Annotated in this window: 19 protein-coding genes; 8 read left to right on the top strand and 11 right to left on the bottom strand. The window is 70.1% G+C overall.

The genetic code is table 11. From position 1 onward, the window contains the following. Positions 1 to 27 precede the first annotated feature (27 nt). Complete coding sequence (locus HG542_RS30055) at positions 28 to 1,005, bottom strand: hydroxyacid dehydrogenase (protein ID WP_171086957.1); 978 nt, start codon at positions 1,003 to 1,005, stop codon at positions 28 to 30. A gap of 117 nt (positions 1,006 to 1,122) precedes the next feature. Here HG542_RS30055 and HG542_RS30050 point away from each other — a divergent pair, with 117 nt between their 5' ends. The 5 genes from HG542_RS30050 to HG542_RS30030 all read left to right on the top strand — a co-directional run bounded on the left by HG542_RS30050 (position 1,123) and on the right by HG542_RS30030 (position 6,142). Continuing rightward, positions 1,123 to 1,698: a GNAT family N-acetyltransferase gene (locus tag HG542_RS30050; RefSeq protein ID WP_171086954.1), complete on the top strand. Its 576-nt coding sequence runs from the start codon at positions 1,123 to 1,125 to the stop codon at positions 1,696 to 1,698. A gap of 26 nt (positions 1,699 to 1,724) precedes the next feature. Continuing rightward, positions 1,725 to 2,936, top strand: a complete 1,212-nt coding sequence (locus tag HG542_RS30045; protein ID WP_171086953.1) for a sensor histidine kinase — start codon at positions 1,725 to 1,727, stop codon at positions 2,934 to 2,936. Then, positions 2,933 to 3,595, top strand: a complete 663-nt coding sequence (locus HG542_RS30040; RefSeq protein ID WP_171086951.1) for a response regulator transcription factor — start codon at positions 2,933 to 2,935, stop codon at positions 3,593 to 3,595. The genes HG542_RS30045 and HG542_RS30040 overlap by 4 nt, the downstream gene beginning before the upstream one ends. Before the next feature lie 140 nt (positions 3,596 to 3,735). Beyond that, on the top strand, positions 3,736 to 4,842 hold the full coding sequence (locus HG542_RS30035; protein ID WP_171086950.1) for a serine hydrolase domain-containing protein: 1,107 nt from the start codon (positions 3,736 to 3,738) through the stop codon (positions 4,840 to 4,842). A gap of 130 nt (positions 4,843 to 4,972) precedes the next feature. After that, entirely contained in the window at positions 4,973 to 6,142 is a 1,170-nt protein-coding gene (locus HG542_RS30030) for a helix-turn-helix domain-containing protein (protein ID WP_176607139.1), read from the top strand. 27 nt (positions 6,143 to 6,169) lie between these two features. Here the strand turns inward: HG542_RS30030 and HG542_RS30025 are convergent, their stop codons facing one another. The 6 genes from HG542_RS30025 to HG542_RS30000 all read right to left on the bottom strand — a co-directional run bounded on the left by HG542_RS30025 (position 6,170) and on the right by HG542_RS30000 (position 13,441). Then, entirely contained in the window at positions 6,170 to 7,657 is a 1,488-nt protein-coding gene (locus HG542_RS30025) for a DEAD/DEAH box helicase family protein (protein WP_171086946.1), read from the bottom strand. A gap of 1 nt (position 7,658) precedes the next feature. Next, positions 7,659 to 9,140, bottom strand: a complete 1,482-nt coding sequence (locus tag HG542_RS30020) for an ATP-binding protein (RefSeq protein ID WP_171086944.1) — start codon at positions 9,138 to 9,140, stop codon at positions 7,659 to 7,661. A 20-nt stretch (positions 9,141 to 9,160) separates the two neighbouring features. Beyond that, positions 9,161 to 10,720 (bottom strand): SCO6880 family protein, encoded by a 1,560-nt coding sequence (locus HG542_RS30015; protein WP_171086943.1) that lies wholly within the window; start codon positions 10,718 to 10,720, stop codon positions 9,161 to 9,163. Continuing rightward, positions 10,717 to 12,102 carry a hypothetical protein gene (locus tag HG542_RS30010; RefSeq protein ID WP_171086942.1) on the bottom strand — a complete coding sequence of 462 codons (1,386 nt, stop codon included), beginning with the start codon at positions 12,100 to 12,102 and terminating at the stop codon, positions 10,717 to 10,719. Before HG542_RS30010 ends, HG542_RS30015 begins: the two co-directional genes overlap by 4 nt. Next, complete coding sequence (locus HG542_RS30005) at positions 12,092 to 12,925, bottom strand: DUF8175 domain-containg protein (RefSeq protein WP_171086941.1); 834 nt, start codon at positions 12,923 to 12,925, stop codon at positions 12,092 to 12,094. Before HG542_RS30005 ends, HG542_RS30010 begins: the two co-directional genes overlap by 11 nt. Before the next feature lie 207 nt (positions 12,926 to 13,132). After that, a complete protein-coding gene (locus HG542_RS30000) occupies positions 13,133 to 13,441 on the bottom strand; it encodes a DUF8827 family protein (protein ID WP_171086940.1) in 309 nt (102 codons plus the stop codon). Between the two features lie 296 nt (positions 13,442 to 13,737). Here HG542_RS30000 and HG542_RS29995 point away from each other — a divergent pair, with 296 nt between their 5' ends. After that, positions 13,738 to 14,982 (top strand): serine/threonine-protein kinase, encoded by a 1,245-nt coding sequence (locus HG542_RS29995; RefSeq protein ID WP_171086939.1) that lies wholly within the window; start codon positions 13,738 to 13,740, stop codon positions 14,980 to 14,982. Here HG542_RS29995 and HG542_RS29990 read toward each other — a convergent pair. Then, the gene (locus HG542_RS29990) at positions 14,965 to 15,906 is read right to left on the bottom strand and encodes a putative endonuclease domain-containing protein (protein ID WP_171086938.1); all 942 of its coding nucleotides are present in this window, start codon (positions 15,904 to 15,906) and stop codon (positions 14,965 to 14,967) included. The two genes, HG542_RS29995 and HG542_RS29990, sit on opposite strands and share 18 nt — an antisense overlap. A gap of 80 nt (positions 15,907 to 15,986) precedes the next feature. Beyond that, positions 15,987 to 16,559, bottom strand: a complete 573-nt coding sequence (locus tag HG542_RS29985; protein WP_171086936.1) for a hypothetical protein — start codon at positions 16,557 to 16,559, stop codon at positions 15,987 to 15,989. Positions 16,560 to 17,033: 474 nt separating this feature from the next. Here HG542_RS29985 and HG542_RS35525 point away from each other — a divergent pair, with 474 nt between their 5' ends. Both HG542_RS35525 and HG542_RS29980 read left to right on the top strand, forming a co-directional pair. After that, entirely contained in the window at positions 17,034 to 17,165 is a 132-nt protein-coding gene (locus HG542_RS35525) for a Scr1 family TA system antitoxin-like transcriptional regulator (RefSeq protein ID WP_229922557.1), read from the top strand. A 24-nt stretch (positions 17,166 to 17,189) separates the two neighbouring features. Next, the gene (locus HG542_RS29980) at positions 17,190 to 17,321 is read left to right on the top strand and encodes a DUF397 domain-containing protein (RefSeq protein WP_171086934.1); all 132 of its coding nucleotides are present in this window, start codon (positions 17,190 to 17,192) and stop codon (positions 17,319 to 17,321) included. Between the two features lies 1 nt (position 17,322). Here HG542_RS29980 and HG542_RS29975 read toward each other — a convergent pair whose 3' ends face one another. Together HG542_RS29975 and HG542_RS29970 are read right to left on the bottom strand one after the other, a co-directional pair. Beyond that, on the bottom strand, positions 17,323 to 17,874 hold the full coding sequence (locus HG542_RS29975; protein WP_171086932.1) for an RDD family protein: 552 nt from the start codon (positions 17,872 to 17,874) through the stop codon (positions 17,323 to 17,325). Between the two features lie 126 nt (positions 17,875 to 18,000). Then, entirely contained in the window at positions 18,001 to 18,336 is a 336-nt protein-coding gene (locus tag HG542_RS29970) for a hypothetical protein (protein WP_229922556.1), read from the bottom strand. Between the last annotated feature and the right edge of the window lie 174 nt (positions 18,337 to 18,510).

The following is an 18,510-nucleotide window of genomic DNA, read 5'->3' as shown; positions in this document are numbered from 1 at the left end:
CCTGTCAGGGCTTTCTTGCGTTTACCCTCACGCCAGCCTTTCCAGGTCGTCTCTCCGCACCCTCCCCAGCAGCGGCATTCCGCGGACCCATCTCTCGACCTCTTCCACCGCGAACGCCCCGAGTCGCCGCACCTCGCTGCCCTGGGCGCCGGCGATGTGCGGGGTGAGCAGGACGTTCGGCAGCGTGGTCAACGGGTGCCCGCGTTCCAGCGGTTCCGGATCGGTCACGTCGAGAATGGCGTCCAGGCGCCCCGAAGCACACTCGCGGGTCAACGCCTCCGTGTCGATCAGCGAACCCCGTGCCGTATTGATGACCGTGCCGCCGTCGGGAATGAGCGCGAGCCGTTCGGCGTCCAACAGCCACCGGGTTTCGGGGCGTTCGGGGGCGTGCAGCGTGACGATCGTGCTCGCCCGGCACAGCGTGTTGAGATCGACGAGTTCCACGCCCAGCCGTGCGGCCTCCGTCGCGGAGACGTAGGGGTCGTACAGCAGGATCTGGCAGCCGGCTTCAAAGGTGTTGAGCCGGGCCATGACCCGTCGGCCGATGCGGGATGCGCCCACGACTCCGATGCGTCTCCCATCCAGGCCCTGGCGGTCGCGGAATGCGGGCCATCCGGTCCCGTACGCCGCTGCCGTGCTCAGGGCTTTCTTTCCTGCCAGCACGATGGCGGCCATGGTGTAGTCGGCGACAGGGCCGGCATTGGCGTCGGCTGCGGAGGAGACCGTCAGTCCCCGTTCCCATACGGCCTCCGTCACCAGTGACTTCACCGAACCCGCCGCGTGGACGACGGCTTTCAGTCGAGGTGCGGCGGCGAGGAGTTCCTTCGTCAGGGCGGGGCAGCCCCATCCCGTGATCAGGAGGTCGGCCGGCCCCAGGGCGGACTCCCGGCCCGGCCGCGACTCCAATGTTTGATGCAGCGCATCGGGCCCCAGTTCTGCCACCTCCGCGAGGCGGGACCGGAGTTCGGCGTCGAGGACGGCGGTGGCCAGCTCTGCATCCCCCATGACCACCACAATGGTCGGCCGCGTCGGGCTCTCGGTGTTCACGGGCACCCGTATGCCCTGTGTCCCGAGAGGGAAAACACGTTGCCCGTGGCTTCACCCGGGAGCGACGATTTTGCGATGGACCACACCATCAGATCTGTTCGGGCCGACGAGTGGCGGCAGGCCAGGGAGTTGAGGCTGGAGGCGCTCCAGGACCCGGCCGCCCCCATTGCGTTTCTCGACACCTATGACCAGGCGGTGGCCCGCCCCGACAGTCACTGGCAGGAGCGCACAGCGGGCAACGCCGCCGGGAAGGACAGCATCGGGTTCATCGCCGAGGGGCCCGACGGCGCATGGGTGGGCAGTGTGACCGTCTTGGTCGAACTTCCCGGTGCCGAGGGGCTCTTCGGTGGTTCCGCCCCTGTGCCGCAGGCCCACATCGTCGGTGTCTATGTCTGTCCCGAGCACCGTGCCACCGGGGTCTCCCGTGCCCTGTTCGAGGCGGCTCTCGAGTGGTCCTGGGCGCTCACCGAGCCGCGCGTGGAGCGCGTACGCCTTTTCGTGCACGAACAGAACGACCGCGCCCGCGCGTTCTACCGGAAGATGGGCTTCGAGCCGACCGGCCTCACCGTGCCTCTGTCCGAAGACCCTTCGCAGAAGGAATTCGAGCTGGCGATCGTCCGCCCGCGCCCGGCCGTTCGATGCTCTCCGTAAAGCGGTTCTCCGTAAAACAGCTCTCCATGAGGCAGATACGGCTTCGCAGTCCATGGGCCGTTGATGCGCTGGTGGCCGTCGTCGTCCAGGCGGCGATGACCATCCCGTTCGTCGTGCCGCGCGCGGCGGACGTGCCGCCCGCGACCTGGGCCACGTACGCCGTGACGACGCTCCAGGTGCTGCCCCTGCTCTGGCGTACGCGGGCGCCCCTGGGCTCGCTGCTGGCGGCCACCGCCGTGGGGTTCGGGTATCTGACGATGCACGGGCCGGGGCAGCCGTTGCCGTACCCCCATCTCGTGGGGGTGTTCACGGTTGCAGCCCGGGGCGGGGTGTGGCAGCGGCGGGCGACATTGGCGCTCGCTCTGCCGGTCACCGCCGTCGCCGCGGCCGTGCGGGCCGACTCGGCGCGTGAATACCTCTTCGCCTTCTTCCTCTTCGGCATGGTGTACGCCCTGGGCGTGCTGACCCGTACCCGGCAGGCGTACACCGAGGCGGTGGAGGCGCGCGCCGCCGAGCTGGAGCGGGCGCGGGTGGTGGAGGCCGAGCGCGCGGCGGAGCGGGAACGGGCGCGCATCGCGCGGGAGATGCATGACGTGCTCTCGCACGCCGTGAGCCTGATGATGGTGCAGGCGGAGGCCGGCCCGCTGGTCGTGCGGTCCGATCCGGCGCGTGCCGAGGCGGCGTTCGACGCCATAGCGGGGGCCGGCCGCGAGGCCATGGTGCAGCTGCGGCGGATGCTGGGGGTCCTCCAGGATCCCCCTGGCACCGTTCGGCCTCCCGGCGCCGCATCCCGCAGCCCCCAGCCCACGCTGGACGGGCTGGAGGACCTGGTCCGCGAAGTGCGGCGCACCGGGCTGGCGGTGCGCCTCGACGTCGAGGGCACGGCCCAACCCCTGGCGTCCGACGCCCAGGTGACCGTCTACCGCGTCGTCCAGGAGGCGCTCACCAACGTTCTCAAGCACGCCGACGACGCCCGTGACGTATCCGTCCGGCTCGTCTGGGAGGCGGCAGAGACTGCGGAGGGGCGGCGGCTCGTCGTCACCGTGGAGAACGACGGGACGGGCGCGCCCGCCGCGCTGGCGGGCACCGGCAGCAGTCGTGGGCTCATCGGCATCCGGGAACGGGCCGTGGCCCACGGCGGCACCGCGGAGTTCGGACCCGGCCCCGAGGGGCGAGGGTTCCGCGTTGCCGTCGAGATGCCCGTCGTGATCTCCTCGCCTGCGGAGGTGGGAGGGTGACGATCCGTGTGGTGGTGGCCGACGACCAGGAACTGGTGCGCAGCGGCTTCGCGATGATGCTCGAAGTACAGCCCGACATCGAGGTGGTCGCGGAGGCGGCGGACGGTGTGGAGGCCGTCGAGGCGGTCCGCAGACACACGCCCGACGTCGTGCTGCTCGACATCAGGATGCCCCGCATGGACGGCATCGCGGCGGCCCGCACGGTGTGCGCGGAGTCGGGGTGCAAGGCCGTCATGCTCACCACGTTCGACCAGGACGACTACGTCTACGAGGCCCTGCACGCCGGGGCCAGCGGCTTCCTGCTCAAGGACGTGCGCCGGGACGACCTGGTGCACGCGGTGCGGGTGGTGGCCGCGGGGGATTCGCTGCTGGCGCCGTCCGTGGCCCGCCGGCTGGTCGCCGACTTCACCAGCAGGGGGCCTGCGCGGCGGGAGTCGGGGGCGTCCGTCCGCCTGGGCAGGCTCACCGCGCGCGAGCGGGAGACGCTGGTCCTCCTGGGCCGCGGGAAGTCCAACGCGGAGATCGCGAACGAACTCGTGGTCAGCGAGCACACGGTGAAGACCCACGTGAGCAACGTGCTGTCGAAGCTGGGCCTGCGGGACCGGATCCAGGCGGTCATCTGCGCGTACGAGACCGGGCTCATCGCCCCGGGAGAGTGAGCGGCCCGGGTGACCGGGTCCCCCGCGCGGGGGAGTTGCGCGGGTGACAAGACCCGTCGCGTCGGCGATTCGCGGAGGCGGCGGTTTCCCGAGGATGGAATCCGACAGCAGTTGCCGACGATTTCCTCGGGGGAACCACCATGCGCCGTAAGAAGATTGCCCTTGTGGCCGCGATTGCCGCTGCTGCCGTGAGCATGGGCGTGGCCGGTCCTGCCGCTGCCGCCCAGCCGGATGATGCCGCTCTGCGCCGGGCCATCGCGGGGCTGCCGAGCGCGGACGCGACCGCGGCCCAGGTGCGGGTGGGCGGTGCGGACGGGCACTGGACGGGCGTCTCCGGGCAGTCCGACATCCGCATGCACCGGGCGGTGCACGGGAACGAGCGCTTCCGCGCGGGGAGCGTCACGAAGGTGTTCACGGCGGCGGTGGTGCTCCAACTGGTGCACGAGCACAAGTTGGACCTGAAGGGGACCGTGCAGCAGTACCTGCCGGGCCTGCTGCCGGCCGGCTATCCCGAGGTGCGGGTCGAGCAGTTGCTCAACTACACGAGCGGGCTGCCCGGCGGTGACACCGGCGGGCGGTTCACCACGTGGGACCACCGCAAGCTCGTCCAGGCCGGCTTCACCCAGGGCATGGAGTTCCAGCCGGGCACCCAGCAGCACTACAGCAACATCGGGTACAACGTGCTGGGCCTGCTGATCGAGAAGGCCACCGGGCGCAGTTACGAGCAGGAGCTGCGCGACCGGGTGCTCAAGCCGCTCCAGCTGAAGGACACCTACAGCCCGGGGAACGCGACCGGGATCCGCGGCCCGCACACGCACGGCTACCAGGTGGTGAAGGACAAGGACGGCACCACGCACCTGGAGGACGTCACCGCGTGGGACCAGTCCTGCACCTGGGCCTCCGGTGACCTCATCACCACGACGGCCGACCTTGAGCGGTTCATGACCGCCCTCTTCAAGGGCCGGGTCGTGCCGCAGCCGGAGCTGGAGCTGATGTTCACGGTTCCGGACGTTCCGATGTACGGCGGCGGCAAGGCCGCGTACACGAGCGGCCTGACCCGGATGACGATCGGGGACAAGGTCGTCTACGGCAAGACCGGCGCCCGCTACGGCTATCAGGACGGGATAGGCGCCACGCGAGACCTCTCGCGGACCCCTGTGTACTCCGTGAACGCGACGGATGCCAAGGGCGAGGAGGGGAACGTGATCGTCGGAAAGATCATCAAGGCGGGCTTCGGGGACCGGTGAAACGACGGGCCCGGATGCGTTCCCCCGTTGCGCATCCGGACCCGTCGGCTCCCCCGTGACTCGATTGCCACCCTCTCCTGCAGGCCCGGCGTTCGGTAGTGGCATTTCTAGGGGCAAGATGTGATCCGTGATGATCGGCGATCTCATCAGAGACCTGCGCAAGGCGCAGGGGTGGAGCCAGGGCAGGCTGGCCACGGAGCTCAACCGCAGCTCCGGGGCGAACCTCACGCGCGAGTACGTCAGCGGGTGGGAGCGCGGCAAGGTCCGGCCCGGGCCCTTCTACCTGCGTCACCTGGCCGTGGCTCTGGGCGTTCCGCTGAGCGTGCTCGAAGGGACGGGACCCGGGCGGGGCCCGTCCGGGGTGCCGGACGGCCTCGTGGCCAAGGTCGCCCCCGCGGTGGCCGACGACCTGCTGAGCAGGGGGTTCGCCGTGCGGCTGCGGGGCGGGCCCCCGCTGGAGGAGTGGGAGGCCCGGCTGACCCGGCACGGCGTCGACTATCTGGTCCTGGGCGCGGCCGAGATGCAGCGCCGGCTCGCCGACGACCTGGTCGTCGTCCAGCAGCAGCTCGACGAGCCCCGGATGTGGGCCGTGGCCGCCCTGCTGATGACCATGTATGCGACGACCTTCTCCCAGGCGGAGGAGGCCAGGGCGGCTTCCTGGTACCGGTCGGCCGCGGAGGCGGCGGACCGGTCGGGGGACCGGGCGATCCGCGTCTGGGTGCGCGGCCGGGCCGTGCTGTCCCTGGGGTACTGGGGTACCTCCCTCGGCCTCGCCGACATGTTCGCCGACCAGGCTCTGGCCCTCGGCGGGCAGCCGTCGCCGGGGCTCGTGGCCGCCAATCTCAGCAAGGCCTGTTCGGCCGCCATCCACGGGGAGCGGACGGAGGCGCTGCGGCTAGCCGACGACGCGCGCAGGACCTTCGAGGCCGCCGAGGCATCCGGGAGTCCGCGGCCCTTCTCCATATCGGGAAAGGTGAGCGACTTCGACATACCTGCCTGGCGCGTGAACGGTTTCCTGTCCCTTCTGTCGACCCGGCTGGGGGACGAGAAACGGGCCGACCACGCCTACGACGAGACGCAGCGTGAACTCCCGCCGCAGCTTCTGCGGTTCGCCACGCATATGGAGCTGCACCGGGGCCTCGTGCTGGCCCGGGCCGGAGATGTGGCCGGCGGTCTCGCCTACGCCCAGGCCGCCCTGGACGCGCTGCCCCCCGGCAACTCCACCGACCTGCTGCAGCTGCTCATAGCCGAGATCCGGTCGCAGTCGCCCGACCGCACGCCGGATGAGTGGGCTGCGTAGGCCGTGGCGAGCCGATATCGTCCCCGGCTACGTCCGTGCGGCGAAAGCGGCGGCTCGTGGCCAGCGGGCCCGGCCCTGCTCCTGCGAGCGCATCAGGGCCAGCACGGGCAGGCCCAACTCATCGCCCTGTTCCAGGAGTTCCGGGAGAGAAGGCAGTGGTGCCACGGCTGCCACATCGTCCAGCACCAGGGTGAGTGGTGGGTCGAGCCGACCGGAAGATGACCGTTCGGCCATGCCCCGGCCGCGCTCGACCACGCTTGCGGCGAGTGCGGTCAGCAACGGCATCGCACCCGGGCGGGTGCGGGGATCCTCAATCGCCTCACCCACCACGTAGAGCGTTCCCCCTTCGGCGATGAATGATTCCAGTGCCAGCGAATCCGCCCGATTGGGGTTGCACGCGTCGCGAATGTGGATGGAGTCGAGCGCCCCCAGCGCGCGGGCCGTCAACTCCTGTGCCATGTCGCGCCGTTCGGGGTGGGCTGTGAGGGCGGATTCCAGCTCGCCCGCCGTACCGCCCATCGCCTTGGGGTTGGTGCGCAGGATGCGTACGGGTTCGTGTGCCGCCGAACCCTGTGCCCAGCGGTGCAGTTGACGAAAGGGGCGGCCGTCCACGGCGGCCGCGTGCAGCCAACAGCGCAGCAGCGTCTCGGCGGTGTCGGCGGTGGCCGAGTCGAGTGCGCTCGGGGGGCGTACGGGTGCGAGGAGCGCGGCCGCGCGGGCGCCGGCGGTGGCGCGGGACTCGCAGCCCGCGGTGGGGCTCCATCGCAGCCGGTCGGGAGTGTCGAGGAGGTGGCTGGGGTCGAAGACGTGCACCGGGCCCAGCTTGGCGCGCGATCCCCGGGTGTCGGCCCAGAGTTGGGGGTCGCTGGTGGTGACGAGGGCGGGCCCGGCGGCTTCGAGGACCGCGCGGGCGGCGGCCGGGCGGCGTGCGGTGCCCGTGGCGTAGACGAGCCGCACGGGTGCGGCCGCCTCCGTGGCCGGTGCCGGCACGGGGGCGGGGGCAGGGGCAGGGACGGGCTGCGGTGTCGTGGGCGCCGCTTCTGCAGTCACAGGAGCTGCAACGGCCTCCGCTGTAACGGCCTCCGCCGCAACGGCCGTTGCCTGGACAGGCACCGTTTCGCCCGTCAAGGATTCCGCCTTCCGCGCCCGCCCCCGGACCGCGCGCCACCGGGCCAGGGTGCCGATGACGAACACCATCAGCACGACGGCCACGAGCAGTTCGCCGACGAGGATGCCCCAGAAGAGCCCGTACCCCGACAGTTCGTCCCGCGTGGTCTCCGGCCAGGCGGCGGGCAGGTCGCGGGGCTGGGTCATCAGGTGGCGCATCGCCTGCGGGGTGTGCAGGACGGTCACCCCGTGCGGCCAGCTGCCGTGCACGATCAGGGCAGCCAGGCCCGTCGCCGTCCAGACCAGGAGCGTCAGCCCCAGCAGGAAGGCGATGACGCTGACCAGCACCCCGTCGGGAATTCCCCGTTCCGGCCGGGACGTTCCCGGCTCGCCGCCCCCCGGCGCCATCTCACGCCACCGTCGATTCGGAAGATGTGGATGATGCGGATGATTCGGAAGGATCAGGTGATCCGTACGGCTCGTCGGCGTACGGGGTGCCTATCGCCGCGTGCGCCCGTTCCGCGGCCTCGGCCTCGGCGGCGAGTTCGCGGGCCGTGCCCTCCTCGGTCATGGCGCGGTCGGTGTAGACCAGCGGGCGTTCGGCGTCGGTGACGAGGTGCTTGACGACCTGCACGTTGCCGTTGACGTCCCACACGGCGATGCCCGGCGTCAGGGTCGGAATGATCTCCACCGCCCAGCGCGGCAGGCCAAGCACCCGGCCGGTGGCCCGAGCCTCGTCCGCTTTCTGCGCGTAGATGGTGCGGGTGGACGCCATCTTGAGGATGGCCGCCGCCTCCTTCGCGGCCGCGCCGTCGACGACGTCCGACAGGTGGTGCACGACCGCCACGAACGACAGGCCCAGCCGCCGCCCGAACTTGAGCAGCCGCTGGAACAGCTGGGCCACGAAGGGGGAGTTGATGATGTGCCAGGCCTCTTCGACCAGGAAGATGCGCTTCCTGCGGTCCGGCCGGATCCAGGTGTGCTCCAGCCAGACGCCGACGATCGCCATCAGGATCGGCATGGCGATGGAGTTGCGGTCGATGCGGGAGAGGTCGAAGACGATCAGCGGTGCGTCGAGGTCGATGCCCACGGTCGTCGGGCCGTCGAACATGCCGCGCAGGTCGCCGTCGATCAGGCGGTCCAGCACCAGGGCCACGTCCAGACCCCAGGCGCGGACGTCGTCTATGTCGACATTCATCGACTCCGCCGACTCGGCCTCGGGGTGCCGGAGTTGCTCCACGATGTCCGTGAGCACCGGCTGCCGGCCGGTGCCGTTCCCGTCCCCCTCGGCGGAGGCGGCGCCGTACTGATCGAGCACGGCCGCGTGCGCGACCTTCAGCGCGAACCCCGCCCGCTCGTCGAGCCCGCGCCCCGTCGCGACCTCGATGATCGTGCGCAGCAGGGCCAGCTGCCCGGTCGTGGTGATGGCCGGGTCGAGCGGGTTGAGCACGGTGCCGCCCTCGCGGGCGGACATCGGGTCCAGCCGGATGGGGGTGATGCCCAGCTGCTGGGCGATGAGGTTCCACTCGCCGACGCCGTCCTCGCCCTGTGCGTCCAGGACGACGACCTGCCGGTCGCGGAACCGCAGCTGGCGCAGGACGTACGTCTTCTCCAGAGCCGACTTGCCGTTGCCGGACTCGCCCAGGACGAGCCAGTGGGGGGCGGGCAGTTGCTGCCCGTAGAGCTGGAACGGGTCGTAGATATAACCCTTGCCGGAGTACACCTCGCGCCCGATGATCACTCCCGAGTCGCCGAGGCCGGGGGCCGCGGTGGGGAGGTAGACGGCCTGTGCCTGGCCGGTGGATGTCCGCACCGGCAGCCGGGTGGTCTCCACCTTGCCGAAGAGCAGGCTGGTGAAGGCGTCGGTGACGGCGGCGAGCGGATCGAGCACGGGAAACCCCTCACATCCCTCTATCGTCGGATGCCGGTCGCGAACGGCAGCGTGTTGACGAAGGCGCGGTGGTGCTCGCGGTCGCACCACTCGAGCTTGAGGTAGCTCTTGCCCGCCGAGGCTCTTATGGTCCGCTTGTCGCGCGCGAGCGCCTCCGGCGACCGGGACGAGACGGTGATGTACCCGACGAGGTTGACGCCGGCCGCTCCGCTGGCGAGGTCCTCGCCGCGCTGGTCGACGCGCGAGTGGTGGGCGACGTCGCGGGGGTCGACGACGCGGTTCATCTTGGCGGCGCGCGAGGCGTCGGCGTCGTCGTTCGTCTTCTCGGTCAGCATCCGCTCGATGGCCACCTCGGTCGGTTCCAGGTCCATGCACACGGCGACCGTGCGGATGACATCCGGCGTGTGAACGAGCAACGGGGCCAGGAAGTTGACGCCCACCGGCGTCATCGGCCACTCCTTCACCCAGGCGGTCGAGTGGCACCAGGGCGCACGGGTGGCCGACTCACGCGTCTTCGCCTGCAGGTACGTGGGCTCCATCGCGTCCAGCTCGGCCGGCCAGGCGTTGCGCCGGGTCATCGCCTGGATGTGGTCGATCGGGTGGTCCGGGTCGTACATCGAGTGCACGAGCGAGGCCAGCCGGCTCTGGCCGAGCGGCTGCCGGACCCGGATGTCGGCCTCGGCGAGCCGGGCGCAGATGTCCGTCAGTTCGCGTGCCATGACGACGGCGAGCGCACCGTCGCGGTCCAGCCTGCGCCTGCCGCCCTCGTGCTGGGAGGCGCGGGCGATGGCCTGGGCCTCGGCGGCGAGCTCCCGGCTGTAGTGCATGCACGCGACCAGGTACGCGCGGTGCTGCTCGGACGACGTCGACACCATCGACTGCAACTGGTCGTACGAATCCTTCAGCCAGGCCGGCGCCGTCTCGTCGCCCCGCCGCTCGAGATCCTTGGCGTGCGCGTCCGGATCGGCGGGGAGCGTACGGGCCAGCATCTGGATGCGGGTGACGTAACCGTCGCCGTTGGCCACGTGCTTGAGCAGCGTGCCGAAGCGCTCGACGAGCGCCTCCTGGTCCTCCGAGTCCCGCAGGCCCACGCCCGGGCCCTCGATCTCGATGGCGGCCGTCACGGTGCGCCGGTCCGCGTGCAGCAGGACGGCGATCTCGTCCGGCCCGAAGGGCGCGGCCAGCCAGTTGATCCGCCCGATGCCCGGCGGCGGCCCGACCTCGACCTCCCGCCCGTCCAGCCGCGTACCCGCCTCGGCGGCGGCGGAACGGTACGTCGCGCCGCGGCGCACGGTGCGTTTGAACGAGCGGTTGATCTCGAACCACTTGTAGAACGTACGGCCCTTGTACGGCACGTAGACGGCGGCGAGGGCGAGCGCGGGGAAGCCGCTGAGCGTGACGATCCGCAGCGGGAGGATCGGTACCAGCAGCCCGCACATCATGCCGAGGAACGCCCCCGCGATGATCAGTGCGATCTCGCCGGTCTCCCGGTTCTTGCCGACCACCGCGTTGGGGCGGGCGCGGCCGATCAGATACGTACGGCGGGCCGCGATCGGCTGGGACTGCGCCGGGACCGTCAACTCCGCTCACCTCCGGAAGACTTGCCGGTATTGCCGGTATTGCGATTGCTGTTGTTCTGCGCCCCGCGGGGCGCGGGGACTGCGGAGGGGGCGTTGCCGTTGCCGCCGGGGGCGGCGCCAGGGCGTGCACCGTGCGTGGACACGCCGCCCGAGACGGGGTTGGCGGGGCGCGACTGCTGCGGGGCGGCGCCGTTGCCGCCTCCGCCGCCGCGGGCGCTGTGGGTGGTGATGCCCTGCTTGACGAGCGCGGCGGGCGAGGAGATCACGGCGGCGGCCTGCCGGGACGCCGCGTCCTTGCTGGCGTTGCGGCTGCTGACGATCTCGTCGCCGAAGCCCGGCACGAAGCGGTAGATCATCGCGCTGGCGAAGATGGCCAGCACGATGATCGCGAGGCCGGACACCACCGCGGAGAAGGAGTTGGGTCCCTTGCCGGACGACAGCGCCCCGGCCAGGCCCAGCACGATCACGATGATCGGCTTGACGAGGATCACCGCGATCATGATGCCCGCCCAGCGGCGGACATGCCCCCACATGTTCTTGTCGACGAGCCCCGCGTACACGGCGGTTCCCAGCAGTGCGCCGACGTAGAGCAGCGCGGCCCGGATCACCAGCTCCAGCCACAGGACGCCTGCGGCGAGCACGGAGACGAGCGACACGACGATCAGCATGATCGGGCCGCCGCCGATGTTGTTGCCCTTCTGCAGGGCGTCGGCGAACCCGCCGAAGAACGTGTCGTTGTCGGACGAGGATCCCGTGGCGATCACGTCCGTGACGGCGTCGGTGGCGTTGACGACCGTGTAGAGGATGAGCGGCGTGAACGCCGAGGCCAGCACGGTGAGCCAGAGGAACCCGACGGCCTCGGTCACCGCCTCCGAGAACGGCACCCCGCGCACGGCCCGCTTGGCCACGGCCAGCAGCCACAGGACGAGCGTCAGGACGGTGGAGGCGGCGAAGACGACGGCGTACTGCCGGAGGAAGGAGCCGTTGGTGAAGTCCACGTTGCCGGTGGCGTGGACGGCCTGGGACAGCTTCTTGACGATCCACGCGGCGGCGTCGGCACAGCCTTTGGCGAGGGAGGAGAGGGGGTCGAGGGTGGATTGGGGGTCGTTGGGGGAAAGCCCGGAGCCGTGGCTTCCGTTGCCGCCTTGGCAGTAGTCCTTGGCGGGGCCGACGATGAGGTCGCAGTTGTCCTTCGGCGAAGGGCTGGCGCCCGGTGTCGGCGTCACTGTCGGCGATCCCGCCGGCGTGGGGAGCGGACTCGAGGGAGACGTCGGAGTGGGCGTCGGTGCGGCTACGGCGCGAGCTGCCAGAAGGACGACAGCTGTCTGCACGCTAGCCAGGACGGCAGTGAGCCTGAGAGTACGGTGGGGCCTACCGGGCATAAGTGAAGCCTCCGTATTGCTCGACTGCCTTTGCGATCTCATCTGCCGTGGATGCGGTGCGGTCGCTGTTCACCGGTGCGGGGCCGTCCTTCTGGGAGAAGGCTTCGGCCTTCCAGTCGTTGTCCACCCAGCGCAGCTTGATCGTCATGGTGAACCAGTCGTTGGCCACCGGGGTGGTGGAGCCGGTTCCGGCTGTGCCGAACACGCCGGTGCACCAGACGTCGACGGAAGCGGACGAGTCGCTGTACTCCGTCGCCTTGGTGCCGACGGGGACGGTGCGGGACACGTATGTCATGCCCTTGGCGGCGTCGCCGTTCTCGTTCAGGCCCAGCTTGGCCAGGAAGTCTTTGGAGTACGCGGCATCGAGTTTGGTCTGCAACTCGGGGGCTTTGTCCCCCGTGAAGATCTGCTCGACGATCTGATGCCGCCGCTGCGGCTTGAGGATGTCGGCCGACACCAGGGACACCGCAAAGTTCGCGGCAGCGGAAGCGGCACCCTGCTCCGAATGGGCGAACCCCGAAGGAAGCCCGGAAGCCCCCTTCCCCTCCACCGGTTTGGTGCCCGTGGGCGCCGTCGCCCGGCTGCTCGCCCCCTTGTCGGCGCCGGAACCGGAACCTCCGTTCCCCGAACCGCTGTTGCCCCCGCCCCGGTTCGCGAAGGCGATGGCCGCGATGAGCAGCACCACCACCCCGACCACCGTCATCAGGTTCCGCCGCGAGGGCAGCCCGCGGCGCGGCTGCGCATGCGGGGCGAACTCGCCCTCGGGGAGCCGCGTACGGGTCATGTGGCGGTCGTCGCCGTAACCGTCGTCGCCGAGACTCATCGCTCGCCTGCTCCCTCGTACGTCGTGGCTGGCTTGCCGCCCCCGTAAGACGGTAGCGGGGCGAACGGTTTCCGGGGGGAGCACGTGGGGGTGTGAGGGGGCATCAGGAGGCAGCCTCGGTGGCGGGGGGAATCAGGGACGGGAGGGCCTGCGCGGGCGGATGCGCGGGGGGATGGGGGCGAGGCGCGTCGAAAACGCAGGCGGACGTCAGACCGCCATGCCATAGACGATGGTGAACAAGGTGCCCAGCGAACCGATGATGAACACACCGGTCAGGCCGGCGACGATCAGTCCCTTGCCCTGCTCGGCGCTGAAGGTGTCGCGCAGGGCCGTGGCGCCGATGCGCTGTTTCGCCGCGCCCCAGATGGCGATCGCCAGGCAGAGCAGGATGGCCACGGCCATGATGACCTCGATCATCACGCGCGCCTCGTTGCCCAGGGTGCCGAAAGGCCCCCAGTTGGGGGCGATTCCGCCAATAATGGTGTTGATGTCGCCCTTACCGGCCGCCAAAAACATTTGTAACTCACCGCCCCTTATGGGTAGTTGTGCCCGCCCTGCCTCAGGGCAAAGGTCGGGACCTATCTTCGCCGAAACCCCGCCACTGCATGTCGATTTGGCGGCAATTTTTGCCTGAACCCTTATGTGGCCCGCTGCCACTGCACTGACCTGCGGTGACTCTGTGTATCACGGGTATGAACGCGGAGCAATTTCCCCCGGAGGGCGGGGTTCGGGCGAGAGGGTGTTCGGTCGGTACCCTGCTGCCTCAGCGCATCGCGGGGTCGTTCGAGTTCTTCGAGTTCAAGGTGGTACGGGTGCAGGTTGCCGGTCGGTACCGGTTGGGGGAGCTGCTCGGTCGCGGCGGAATGGGCGAAGTCTGGCGCGGCACGGACGAAGTGCTGGGGCGTCAGGTGGCTGTGAAGCTGCTGTTGCCCGAGGGAGGCGACGAGTCGTCGGCGGCCCGGTTCCGGTTGGAGGCGCAGACCGCGGCGCGGCTGAACCACCCCCAGGTCGTCGCGGTCTACGACTTCGGCGAGTGGGACGGCCGTTTCTACCTGGTCATGGAACTGGTGGACGGCGTGAGCCTGGACCGGGAGGTCGCGGCGCGCGGCCCCCTCGCCCCGGAGCGCGTCGCTCGCATCGCGGCCCAGGCGGCGGGCGGTCTGGCGGCGGCCCACGGCCAGGGTGTGGTCCACCGCGACATCAAGCCGGCCAACCTGATGCTGGCCCCGAACGACACCGTCAAGATCGGCGACTTCGGCATCGCCCGCTTCGTCGACGCGACCTCGGCCGGGCTGACCCGCGCGGGCCAGATCGTCGGTACGAGCACATACCTCGCCCCCGAGCGGGCACTGGGCCGGCTGGCGGGCCCGGAGTCGGACGTCTACGCGCTGGGCTGCGTGCTGTACCAGCTGCTGACCGGCCGCCCGCCGTTCTGGTCGGAGAACCCCACGGCGCTGCTGTACATGCATGTGGACGACGCCCCCGTGCCGCCGAGCCGGCACAACCCCGGGATCCCGCCCGCGCTGGAGCAGTTCGTGCTGCGGATGCTGGCGAAGGCGCCGGAGGAGCGCCCGTCGGCACAGGAGACGGCGGAGTGGTTCGCGGGGCGGGAGTGGTCGGGGGGACGGCAGAGGGCGGCGCCGCCGGTAAGGCCGTTGCCGCCGGAGCAGCCGATGGCTCCGCCGGTGCCGGCGCCGATGCCCGCGTATGCCCCGGCTTCCGTGCGGCCGACCCCGCCGTCCGGGCCGCCCCAATCACCCCGACCGCCCCAACCGCCCCGGTCGGCCCGGTCGGCCCGGCCGCCGAAGCGGCGCAAGACGCTGATCGGGGTGATCGCCGGCATCGTGGCCTTCGTCGTGGCGGCGTTGATCGGCTCGTCGCTCTTCAGCAGCGGGGACAAGAGCGGAACGGGAGGCGGGACCGGAGGAGGAACGGGTTCGGTGGCCCCGCCTGCCCTGCCCGACCCGATGTCCTCGGCCACCCCGCCCACCTCAACTGCCCCAAAGCAGAAGCCTCGCAAGCACCACAAGCCACCACACTCACTCCCGCCGGGGTAACGGACCCTGGCGGCGAAGCCGCTGGAGTGCCTCCTGGATGGTGCGGATGAAGCGCTGTGGCCGCCGGAAGACGTCGTCATACGTGAACCGCAGCATCTCCCTGATTTCCGGGCATCCGGCGAGCTCGTTGAACCGGATGGCATCGTTCTGATGCGCGCTCCGGCTCCCGTGCCAGGCGTGCCCTTCGATCTCGATGCCGAGCCCTTCGGCCCGGAACAGGAAGTCCAGCCGCCGCACCCGCCCGTTGGGCGTGATCACCTCCGCCTGCGACTCGGGGAACAGCCCCGCCTCGTGCATCTCCAGCCGCGCCTTGGTCTCGGCAGGGGACCCGGAGGCGTGATCGGTAAGTGCCAACGCCCGCCGCGCAGCGCGGACCCCGACGCGGCGGGGGCGCGGGGGCGCGAGTGCGTCGGCAATGTGCTCCCGGCGCAGGAGTCTCCGGGCGAGGACGTCGTCGGCGGCGATGACGGCTTCGTGGAGGGGAAGGGTGCACATCAGGTCGCATGTGGTGCGAAGGACCGTGGTGGCCCGCACTCCTGCGACGACGGTGACCTCGTCGTCGGCCAGAGGCGCCGGATGCAGGGTGACCCCGCGAACCCGCGTCCGGGGACCGCGCCGGGGAACGGTGAGCTCGATGCTGTTGGGCCGCACCATGTCGATGCGGTGAAGTGCGGCGGCTGCACTGTGACTCGCAATCCAGTGCGGCTGCTTTAGCTGCACGGCGAGTAACCGCAATCGCAAGTCCACGTTCCGTCCGGGCTGCGCCCACACGCCGAACAGCAACTGGACCCAGCCGGCACGCCGCAGGATGTCGGCGGCTCCGCTGCGGAGCAGCCCGCAGGCGACGGCTTGGGAGGTCAGCAGGATGCCGCCTTGCGAAGCGGCAAGGCGGTGCAGTGGACGGTGCTTTTCCTTCACCTTCATGTGCCCAGCACAGCCGATTTGAACGCCGCCCGTGAACCCCTGTGGATAACTCACGGAGCGGGCCGTTCCGGCAGCGCGATTCACGAACTTACGGTCGAGGATTCGTGAATTGGGCTGCTGGAAGCATGGTTCGGGGGTGGGCGCGGACGTGGTCGTCGGCCGGGGAGCCCGCTGGTGAGGGCTTGGACGAGGTGCGGTGCGGTCACGCCGCGGGCCAACCACTCGGCGGCGAGGGGCTCAAGTGCGATGCATTCGTTGGCGGAGAGGGTCATGCGGGGGTCGGTGCGGCCAAGCGCGGCGAGGGCGCTGTAGGCGGGGGTGCGCCCGGGCGGGTGAACGGGGCGCGGTGGCTCGGGTGCCGCCTCTGCGGGGGAATCGCTGCCGGAGAGGAACTGCCGCCACCAGGCGTCGCTGCGCGGGGTGCGGGAGAAGTAGGTGCGCTGCACCCACTGGGTGCGGTCGCCGCCGAGGCGTTCGCGGACACGGCGCAGGTGCCCGACTGCGGAGATCGCCTTGAGGGCGGAGGCCATGGCTTGCTGCCCGTACTCGGGGATCTCTTTGGAGAGGGTCTTGATGTCGACGGCGGCGCCGTCGGGGAGCCGGTCGATGTGCGTGGCGATGAAGGCCTCGCGGGGCGGGAGGCGGGCGAACATGCGTCTGCTGCACGGGCCTTGGGCGTCGGGTACGGAGCGCTTCCCGAATCCGGGTCGGGCCATGCGCGGGGCAGGGCTAAGCTGGGCGGCAGCCATTGGATCGTCCTATCCGATCACGGTGGTCAGACCCCCGTTCCGGTGTTCCAGCACCGGGCGGGGGTTGCTTGTTGCTGGGCACGCTACACGGCCGCGGAGGGCCGGGGTGCCGCGCTAGCGAAATGTCATCCGTACGTGTATAGGCGGGAGTTGGGAGGGCGGGTGGGTCCAGCGACCCACCATTCCTTGGAAAGAACGCTCAGGTTTCGACTCCCGAGGCTCGGGCGGTTCAGGGCGGGGTGCCTCGTACGTGGGATCAACTGACGGGTTTGCCCGAGGGATTGTGATCCACGCGTACGCTCCGGAAGTCGGTCTCGAGCGGAGAAGCTGGACGCGGTCGGCGTCTTCAAGCTGCTGTACGGACTGTACGGGCTGGCGTTGCGGGCGTCGCATCCGGACAAGTGCGAGCGCCTACGCGAAATCGAGGCCCAGGCGAGGTCGATCCGCCAGTACGCAGGGTGCTCCGTACCAGGCCTTCTCCAGACGCCGGACTGCGTCCGCACCGGTTGAAGGAATTTTCTTCATGAGAACCGTATGGATCGAATACCCGCCGCCCCCGTCCCCATAAGGGACAGCAAGACCGCCCTGCACGGGACGACCCTCCTCGTCCCGCCCGCAGCGTGGAAGCGCTTCGTCACCGCAATCAGCGCAGGTACGCTGCACTGATTCACGCGTCACGCCTGACGACGACACTGTCGGCGGCCTTGTCGTGCCAGCACTGCCGATAGGGCTTGTCCCAGAGGCAGGACAGGGCATTGATCGTTCCGACGAAGAGAACGCCATTACAGGCGGCGTAGATGACCCAGCGCACCATGGCGGCACCCAGGGCCGGATTCCCGCCGTCCCCAATTCGTGCGACCCGCAGGCGGCATATGCGTTTGCCGAGGGTGGCGCCGTAGCGGTGGATCAGCAGAGGTTCGTAGCACAGCACGGCAAGCAAGGCCCCCACGCAGCCCACCATGCCCTCGACTCCGTGCGTATCCCCACCGCCGACACCGAGAAGGGTGGCCGCAGCGAGAGCACCACCCACCACGCCCATCGTCACGAGGACGAGGTCCAGCAGACGCGCCACCAGCCGCATCCCCGGATTGGCAAGCGCATGCAAGGGCGGACCCGGCGTCGTGTAATACCCGGGCGGCGGGTAGTACGGCGGCGGGGGTGCAGCATGCATGTAGGGGTTCGGCGGGGGCTGTTGGTAGTGCTGCTGGTATTCGCTCACGCAACCAATCCCACGCCAAATCGCATCCGCACCACAACTTCGGTCTCCTGCGGGGCAGTTGCACTGCGGTGTCGGAAACCACGACTTCTACGCCGGGGAATTCATGGATTCCGCCACCGGAGGAATTCATTCCGCATGGCAGAAGGTGCAGCCGTCCCAGAACGGCAGCCCGGTGAGGACACGGTGCCTGACGCAGGAGGCGAGGGCGGCCTCTTCCACTGCGGGGAAGGGGCCGCCGAGCCCGCAGGCCGGCGTGGCGGGGTCGTACGCCTCGACCATGGCCCGGAACGCCTCCAGGTACTGGGCAGCGTAGGGCGGTTCATAACCAAGCTCGTCCCAACGGTGCCGGGCGAGGGCGAGGTCGATGACGCGGAGCACGAACCTCTTGGCATCTCGCTGCTCTTGCGGTGACGGCCCCCAGTCGATGTCCTCAAGGTCGAATCCGACGTTGCCGCGGCCCATGAGGTTCTGGTCCTGCAGCGCAATGAGCGAGGCGAACCGGGTAGTGCCAGGGCTCGTCGGCGAGTTCGGAGACGGCGAGCGTCAGGACGTCGACGAAGACGACGGTGCCGCCGTTGGACATGGAGAGACAGTGATCACCACCGTCGAAGCAGTTGCCCATTACGGATGTCGAGT

The sequence above is a fragment of the Streptomyces morookaense genome (assembly GCF_013030945.1).
GTDB classification, from domain to species: domain Bacteria; phylum Actinomycetota; class Actinomycetes; order Streptomycetales; family Streptomycetaceae; genus Streptomyces; species Streptomyces morookaensis.
The sequence above is the reverse complement of the archived record's forward strand: the minus strand, read 5'-3'. Positions and strand labels throughout refer to the sequence as shown.